Source organism: Mesorhizobium sp. B2-3-13 (genome assembly GCF_006442195.1).
Classification (GTDB): Bacteria; Pseudomonadota; Alphaproteobacteria; order Rhizobiales; family Rhizobiaceae; genus Mesorhizobium; species Mesorhizobium salmacidum.
Genome location: NZ_VFVQ01000014.1, coordinates 168099 through 176240, shown reverse-complemented (window position 1 = coordinate 176240; position 8142 = coordinate 168099). Strand labels below are relative to the sequence as shown.

The 8142-nt window shown below is 62.8% G+C and carries 8 protein-coding genes; 3 read left to right on the top strand and 5 right to left on the bottom strand.

From position 1 onward, the window contains the following. Window positions 1-157 precede the first annotated feature (157 nt). Window positions 158-1168 carry a ligase-associated DNA damage response exonuclease gene (locus FJ941_RS18415; RefSeq protein WP_140507732.1) on the bottom strand — a complete coding sequence of 337 codons (1011 nt, stop codon included), beginning with the start codon at window positions 1166-1168 and terminating at the stop codon, window positions 158-160. 150 nt (window positions 1169-1318) lie between these two features. Here FJ941_RS18415 and FJ941_RS18410 point away from each other — a divergent pair, with 150 nt between their 5' ends. Genes FJ941_RS18410 through FJ941_RS18400 form a run of 3 tightly spaced genes read left to right on the top strand, consistent with a single transcriptional unit; the run spans window position 1319 to window position 3285 of the window. Further along, window positions 1319-2236: a methyltransferase domain-containing protein gene (locus FJ941_RS18410; RefSeq protein ID WP_140507730.1), complete on the top strand. Its 918-nt coding sequence runs from the start codon at window positions 1319-1321 to the stop codon at window positions 2234-2236. Beyond that, a complete protein-coding gene (locus FJ941_RS18405; protein WP_246673870.1) occupies window positions 2233-2724 on the top strand; it encodes a hypothetical protein in 492 nt (163 codons plus the stop codon). Before FJ941_RS18410 ends, FJ941_RS18405 begins: the two co-directional genes overlap by 4 nt. 33 nt (window positions 2725-2757) lie before the next feature. Beyond that, window positions 2758-3285 carry an AAA family ATPase gene (locus FJ941_RS18400; protein ID WP_140507729.1) on the top strand — a complete coding sequence of 176 codons (528 nt, stop codon included), beginning with the start codon at window positions 2758-2760 and terminating at the stop codon, window positions 3283-3285. 13 nt (window positions 3286-3298) lie between these two features. On the opposite strand, the gene FJ941_RS18395 is transcribed toward FJ941_RS18400, so the two are convergent. From FJ941_RS18395 to FJ941_RS18380, 4 genes are read right to left on the bottom strand one after another with little or no spacing between them, the layout of a single operon-like run. Next, complete coding sequence (locus FJ941_RS18395) at window positions 3299-4240, bottom strand: glyoxylate/hydroxypyruvate reductase A (protein ID WP_027142084.1); 942 nt, start codon at window positions 4238-4240, stop codon at window positions 3299-3301. A gap of 30 nt (window positions 4241-4270) precedes the next feature. Next, window positions 4271-5902, bottom strand: coding sequence for an ABC transporter ATP-binding protein (locus tag FJ941_RS18390; protein WP_140507727.1), 1632 nt, complete (start codon window positions 5900-5902; stop codon window positions 4271-4273). Then, complete coding sequence (locus FJ941_RS18385) at window positions 5899-7044, bottom strand: ABC transporter permease (protein WP_140507725.1); 1146 nt, start codon at window positions 7042-7044, stop codon at window positions 5899-5901. Before FJ941_RS18385 ends, FJ941_RS18390 begins: the two co-directional genes overlap by 4 nt. Further along, the gene (locus FJ941_RS18380) at window positions 7044-8138 is read right to left on the bottom strand and encodes a microcin C ABC transporter permease YejB (RefSeq protein WP_027142081.1); all 1095 of its coding nucleotides are present in this window, start codon (window positions 8136-8138) and stop codon (window positions 7044-7046) included. The genes FJ941_RS18385 and FJ941_RS18380 overlap by 1 nt, the downstream gene beginning before the upstream one ends. Window positions 8139-8142 lie beyond the last annotated feature (4 nt).

Below are 8142 nucleotides of genomic sequence, written 5' to 3'. Positions count from 1 at the left end.
TCCGCTTCACCGCCATCGCAAATCCCTCCGAGCAATAATCGAAGTGAATCACAATGCCAGAATTGCGCAACAGGCCCCTTGCGGGGGAGATGGCCGGCAGGCCAGAGGGGGGTGGGAAGGATCGCGGCGCCGGTGATTAGCGGATCAGCAATTGCCATCAATCGCCCTCGTCCTCATAGCCCACCAGATGCAGCGGCCGCGCGGCGATGCCTTCCAACTCGCACCAGCGCACCAGCGCTTCCTCGCGGCCGTGCGTGACCCAGATTTCCTCGGCGCCGGTCTCCTTGATGGTGATGATCAGTTCGTCCCAGTCGGCATGGTCCGAGATGATCAGCGGCAGCTCGACGCCGCCTTGCTTGGCGCGCTGGCGGATGCGCATCCAGCCCGATGCGAAGCACGAGATCGGATCGGGAAAGCGCCGCGCCCAGCGGTCGGCGAAGGCCGATGGCGGGCCGACCACGATGGCGCCGGCGAAATCCTGCTTGCCGCCGCTCTCCACCGTCGCCGGCTCGAGTTCGCCGAGATCGATACCCTGGCTCTGATAATATTCGCTGAGCCTGGCCAGCGCGCCATGGATGTAGAGCGGCTTGTCGTAACCGGCGTCGCGCAGCAGCCGCATCACCCGCTGCGCCTTGCCCAGGGCGTAGGCCCCGACCAGATGCGAACGCTCCGGGAATTGCGCCGCCGATTTCAAGAGGCGGGCGATCTCTTCCGTGTCGGGCGGATGGCGAAACACCGGCAGGCCGAAGGTCGCCTCGGTTATGAAGATGTCGCAGGCGATCGGCTCGAACGGCGCGCAGGTCGCGTCCTTCTGCCGCTTGTAGTCGCCGGAGGCGACGATGCGCCTGCCCTGGTGCTCGACCGATATCTGCGCTGAGCCCAGCACATGGCCGGCCGGATGAAAGCTGACATCGACGCCGTCGATGGCAATCGTCTCGCCGAACGCAGCTGCCTGCGTCGTCCCGGCAAAGTCCTCGCCATAGCGCAGCCCCATGATGCCGAGCGTCTGCTGCGTCGCAAGCACCGAGCCGTGGCCGGAACGCGCATGGTCGGAATGGCCGTGCGTGATCAGCGCCCGGTTCACCGGTCGCACCGGGTCGATGAAGAAATCTCCCGGCGGGCAATAGAGGCCTTCGGGCCGGGGATGAAGCAGGTCGCTGGCGCGCATGATGCCAAGATAGGATATAATTCCGCCGCGGGAAGCCTGTTGCCCGAGACTGCTGACTCCCGGGCAAAGCCCGCTCAATTCGGTTCAGCTTCGGCATGCTTTGCTCTACAGAGATGGGCGGCCGGCTACCCTGCCGGTGGAACCATCATCATGAAACCGCTTCAGACCTCGTCGGGCGACCCGAACGCCGATCGCCGTGCAGATTATGCCGAAATGCTCTTTGCCTCCGGTGATCACACTGCCGCGGCCGAGTTGCTGCTCGGCGCGCTGGAACTGGCGCCGCAATGGGCAATGGGCTGGTTTCGGCTCGGCGAGATGCAGGAGACATCAGGCAGGCTCGATCTGGCGGCGCAAGCCTGGACGACGTCGATGAAACTCGATCCGGCCGATCGCCAGGGCGCGGCTCTCAAACTGCATCTGATCGGCAAGGGCCCGGCCTCAATGGCACCGCCCAGCGCCTTTGTCGAGACGCTGTTCGACCACTATGCCGAGACGTTCGAGGAGATGCTGATCGGTAAGCTCGACTACCGGCTGCCCGAGGTGCTCGACGCCGCCATCCGCAAGGCAAGGCCGGGCCGCTTCCGCCTGGCGCTCGACCTGGGCTGCGGCACCGGACTGATGGGCGAGAGGCTGAGGCCGATCGTCGACCGGCTGGAGGGCGTCGATATTTCGGCAAGAATGCTGAGGAAAGCGCAGGCAAAAAATATCTATGACGCGCTGACAAAAGCGGATTTGCAGGATCTTTCCTATTCGGGCGACAAGGCCGATCTGGTGACGTCGGCCGATGTGCTGATCTACATTGGCGGGCTCGAAGGTTTTGTGGGAACGGTCGCCGGCCTGCTCGCCCAAGACGGCCTGTTCGCCTTTTCCGTCGAGAGCCTGGCGGATGGCGGCGACTTGGCACTGAAGCCGTCGCGGCGCTACGCCCATTCGGATGGCTATGTCAGGCGGACCCTCGAAGCCAACGGCCTCTGGATCGTGGCGTTGGAGCCAACAAGCATCCGCCAGGATCGCCGCGAGCCCGTCAAAGGGCTGGCCGTCGTGGCACGGAAGGCGCACGCGGCTTGAAGTCTGATGATACTCACGGCGGTGATTCCGACACTGCTTTGTACTGCTGCGAAAAAGTCCGATTTGCGTGCGCGATTGATATTTGCGATCTGGTCGCATCAGGGCGGGATATCAGGAGGAGCACTTTGATGCGCTGGAACATGATGATCTTGGCGTCTTGCCTGGCAACCGCCGGCTGCGTCGGCAATTCAGCGTCCGAGCGGCAGGACGCCAACATCGAATCCTCGCTGCAATATGACAGCGTGCCATGCGATCAGTTGCTGGCGCAGCGCAACGCATTGGCGCAGCAATATAATCTCCCGACCACCGCCAAGCCGACCTTCTCCAATCCCGCCATGGGATTCGGCCCGTTCACGCCCGACATGCGCTCCAAGGCGCAGCGCGACAGCGACAAGGCGTCAGGCGAAATCGATGCCATGAACCGGTCCATCGGCCGCCGCGACTGCGGCAAGCCGGACAAGCAGAAGAAGTTCGCTCTACCCGGCTGATGACCAATCGTCCATCTTGCTAGGATCCATCCGGTGAACCTCTCGGACCTCGGCGATCGCATCTGCATTTTGGGGCCGTCCAACAGCGGCAAGTCGACGCTTGCCGACGCTATCGCGCGCAAGCGTGGCCTGACGCCTATCCATCTCGATCTGCTCTTTCATCTGCCCAACACGGATTGGGAGCAGCGTCCGAGGGACGAGTTCATTGCCTTGCATGACGCCGCGATCGCCGGTGAGCGGTGGGTGATGGACGGAAACTACTCGGTCTGCATGCCGCAACGCTTCCAGCGCGCGACGGGATTGATCCTGCTGGACATCTCCACTTCGGCAAGTCTGCTGCGTTATTTCAGGCGAACCCTGTTCGAGAGGGCGAGGCGCGGTGGCTTGGAAGGCGGGCGCGACAGCATCAAATGGGACATGATCCACCACATCGCCGTGGCCACGCCGAAAAACCGGCAGAGATACAGGGCGATGTTGGAGCAGATCGATCTGCAGAAGCTGCAGCTGTCTTCGGTTCGGGCGATCAAGAAATGTTTTCAGGACTGGGACTTGGCCAGGTGACGACGATGTCTGGTTAATATCCCGCCTTGCGGTCCACCAGATTGTCGAGCTTCTCGCCGCGCTCGAAAGCGTCCATCTGGCGCAGCATGATCGGCGCCAGGTGCACGGGATCGGAGGTCGCCGCGGCATGCGGCGTCACGAACACTTTCGGATGGCGCCACAGCGGACTGGTCTTCGGCAGCGGTTCGACCTCGAACACGTCGAGGCTCGCTTCCTTCAGCGTGCCGTCGTCCAATGCCCGCACGATGTCGGCGTCCTTCTGCAGGCGCCCACGCCCGGCGTTGATCAGCACCGAGCCGCCAAGCCCGTTGCGCTTGCGCAACTCCTTCAGCACGCCGTAATTGATGATGCCTTGCGTATCCGGCGTCAACGGCAGAAGCACCACCAGAATGTCGGTGGCATTGAGGAACGGGATCAGGCCTGCTTCGCCGGAATAGGTGGCCACTCCGTTCATCGGCCGGTCGGTGCGCGACCAGCCATTGACCGCGAAGCCGAGCGACAGAAGTACCGAGGCCGCGGCCCGGCCGAGACTGCCGAGACCCATGATGCCGACGGAAATGTCGCCGGCCGGCCTCTGTTGCGGTTCGTGCCAGATCTTCTTCAGTTGCTGCGACCTGTAGAGCAGGCCCTGCCGATGATGGTCGAGCACCCGCCAGACGACGTACTCGGTCATGTACTGCGTGAGGTTGTCGGCGACGACCTTGACGATCGGCACGTCGGGCAGGCCGGGATCGGCGAAGATATGATCGACGCCGGCGCCGATGGAGAAGATGGCGCGCAGATTGGGCAGCGACGACATCAGGTTGGGCTTGTGCTTCCAGACCACCGCATAGGTGATCGAGGGATCCTTGGCGCCGTCCGGCTCCAGCACCACCTCGCGCTCGGCCGACAACAGGTCGCGCCAGCGCTGCGGATGAAAGCCGGTGACGGCAAGCAGGATACGGCCTTTTTCCATCGCGGTTCGTTCAGTCCTTCCTTATAGGGATCACTCGCTGACCACGCCTGTCGGCGCCGTCTCGATCTTGAAGGCGGCCGAGATCAGCGCCCGAGTATAGTCGGTTTGCGGATTTCCAAAAATCTGTTCGGAAGGGCCGGCTTCGACGATCTGGCCGTTGCGCATGACGATGACGTCATTGGCCAGCGCCCGGATGACCTTGAGGTCATGGCTGATGAAGAGATAGGCGAGGTCGTGCTTGGCCTGCAAATTGCGCAGGAGATCGACGACCTGCGCCTGCACGCTCATGTCGAGCGCCGATGTCGGCTCGTCCAGCATGACGAAGCGCGGGTTGAGCACCATGGCGCGCGCGATGGCGACACGCTGGCGCTGGCCACCGGAAAATTCGTGCGGATAGCGGTTTCGGGTCGCCGGGTCGAGGCCGACTTCCATCAGCACGGCGGCCACCTTGTCATCGCGCTCGTCGGGCGACAGCTTCGGCTCGTGGATCTTCAGGCCTTCCTCGATGATCTCGGCGATCGACATGCGCGGGCTGAGCGAACCGAACGGGTCCTGGAAGACGATCTGCAGTTCGCGCCTGAGCGGCCGCATGGCGTTGAAGGTGAGCTGGTTGATGTCGCGGCCGTTGAACTTGATGGTTCCGGTCGACGAGATCATGCGCGCCAGCGCCAGGCCGAGCGTGGTCTTGCCGGAGCCGGATTCTCCGACCACGCCCAGCGTCTGGCCGGCGCGCACCGTGACGTCGATGCCGTCGACCGCCTTCACATGATCGACAGTGCGCCGGAAGAAGCCCTGCTTGATCGGAAACCAGACCTTGATGTCCTTGCCGGTCATGACAGGCTTGGCTTCGGCATTGGCGGCTGGTGGCTTGCCTTTCGGCTCGGCGGCCAGAAGATGACGCGTATAGGGATGCTGCGGGCTGGCGAAGATGTCCTTGGTCGGTCCGGTCTCGACGATCTTGCCCTTGGTCATCACGCAGAGCCGATCGGCGATCTTGCGCACGATGCCGAGATCATGAGTGATGAACAGCATCGACATGCCCTTGCGGCTTTTGAGGCCCGCGAGCAGTTCGAGGATCTGTGCCTGCACAGTGACGTCGAGCGCCGTCGTCGGCTCGTCGGCGATCAACAGTTCCGGCTCGTTGGCGAGCGCCATGGCGATCATGACGCGTTGGCGCTGGCCGCCCGAAAGCTGGTGCGGATAGGCATCGAGCCGTTTTTCCGGATCGCGGATGCCGACCTCTTTCAGCAGGGCCAGCGTGCGCGCCTTGGCCGGACGGTCGCTCATGCCTTGATGCAGCTTCAGGATCTCGACGATTTGGTGCTCGATCGTGTGCAACGGATTGAGCGAGGTCATCGGCTCCTGGAAGATCATGGTGATCTTGTTGCCGCGCACCTGCCGCAATTGCTTCTCGCTCATGGCCAGCAGGTCGGCGCCCTGGAACAGGATCTTGCCCGATGGGTGGCTGGCGCTGGGATAGGGCAGCAGCTTCAGCACCGATAGCGCCGAGACCGATTTGCCGGAGCCGGATTCGCCGACAAGCGCCACCGTCTCGCCCCTGGCGATGTCGAACGAGATATGGTCGACGGCGACAGACTGGCCGCCGTCCTGGCTGAAGGCGACGCTGAGGTCCTGGACGCTGAGCAAGGGGGCTTCGCTCATTTGAACGTCTTGCGCGGATCGAAGGCGTCGCGCGTCGCCTCGCCGACAAAGACCAGCAGCGACAGCATCAGCGAGATGACGACGAAGCCGGATATGCCGAGCCAAGGCGCGTTGAGGTTGCGCTGCGCCTGCTTGAGCAGTTCGCCGAGCGAGGCGGAGCCGGGCGGCAGGCCGAAGCCGAGATAGTCGAGCGAGGTCAGCGTCGAGATCGATCCGCTCAGCAAAAAGGGCAGGAAGGTCAATGTCGCCACCATCGCGTTGGGCAGCAGGTGCCGGAACATGATGGTGCGGTTGCGCACGCCGAGCGCGCGCGCCGCGTTGACATATTCGAAGTTGCGGGCGCGCAGGAACTCGGCTCGCACCACGCCTACCAGCGCCACCCAGGAGAACAGCAGCATCAGGCCAAGCAGGATGAAGAAGCCCGGCGGCAGGATGGCGGCGACGATGAGCAGCAGATAAAGCACGGGAATCGCCGACCAGATCTCGATGAAGCGTTGGAACAGCAGATCGGTCCAGCCGCCGAAATAGCCCTGCAACGCACCGGCGCCGACACCGATCAGCGCCGAGCCCGCGGTCAGGATCAGGCCGAACAGCACCGAAATGCGGAAACCGTAGATGACGCGCGCCAGCACGTCGCGCGCCTGGTCGTCGGTGCCGAGCCAGTTCCAGTTACCGACATTGCAGGCCGGGTCATCGGCTCCTTGTGGATATTGGTTGCAGCGCGTCTTGGCGTCATATTCCCACGACGGCTTGGCGGGTGCCGCTTCGGGAATGGCGTTGTTGACGGTCTGGTAGGAATAGCGGATCGGCGGCCAGATCATCCAGCCATGGGCATTGATCTCGTCCTGGATTACCGGGTCGCGATAGTCAGTGACGGCATAGAAGCCGCCGAATTTTTCCTCGGGGTAAGCGACCATCACCGGGAAAAGGATTTCGCCCTTGTAGGAAGCGATGATCGGCTTGTCGTTGGCGATGAATTCGGCAAACAGCGACAGGACGAACAGAACGAGGAAAATCCACAGCGACCAGTAGCCGCGCCGGTTGGCCTTGAAATTCTGCAGGCGACGCTTGTTGAGCGGCGACAGGAACGGGCGTGGGAGCCGCTCCGGCAAGACACCGGCGGTAACGCTTGCCTCCGACATCAGACGTCTCTCCGCTCGAAATCGATGCGCGGATCGACCCAGGTGTACATCAGGTCGGATAGGAGCCCGACGAACAGGCCAAGCAGCGAGAAGATATAGAGATTGGCGAACACCACGGGATAGTCGCGCTCGACCACCGACCGGAAGCCGAGCAGGCCGAGCCCGTCGAGGGAAAAGATGTTCTCGATCAGCAGCGAGCCGGTGAAGAAGGCCGAGATGAAGGCGCCCGGGAAGCCGGCGATGACGATCAGCATGGCGTTGCGGAAGACGTGCCCGTAAAGCACCTGCCGTTCCGACAGGCCCTTGGCGCGCGCCGTCACCACATACTGCTTGCGGATTTCCTCCAGGAACGAGTTCTTGGTCAAAAGCGTCGTCGTGGCGAAGGCCGACAGCACCAGCGCCGTCAGCGGCAAGGTCATGTGCCAGAAATAATCGGCAATCCTGGCCGGCCAGGACAACTGGTCCCAATTGTCGGAGACGATGCCGCGCAACGGGAACCAGTCCCAGAACGAGCCGCCGGCAAACAGCACCATCAAAAGGATGCCGAACAGGAAGCCCGGAATGGCATAGCCGACAATGACGACGCCGCTGGTCCAGACGTCGAAGGGGCTGCCGTCCTTCACAGCCTTGCGAATGCCGAGCGGGATCGAGATCAGATAGGACAACAACGTGATCCAGAGTCCGATCGAAATCGACACAGGCATCTTCTCAAGGATCAGGTCGAGCACGGAAATATCGCGGAAATAGCTGTTGCCGAAATCGAACCTGGCGTAATTCCACAGCATCATGCCGAAGCGTTCGAGCGGCGGCTTGTCGAAGCCGAACTGCTTTTCCAGCTTCTTGATGAATTCGGGGTCGAGACCCTGGGCGCCGCGATATTTCGAACCGACATCGCCGGCGGCATCGAAATTGGAGCCGCCCGCGTCGCCGCCACCACCGCCGAGGCGGTCGCTGCCGCCCTGGTTGGTCAGCTTGGCGATGACCTGCTCGACCGGGCCGCCTGGGGCGAACTGGATGACGGCGAAGGATATCGCCATGATGCCGAACAGGGTCGGGATCATCAAAAGGATACGGCGCAGTATATAGGCGCCCATCAGG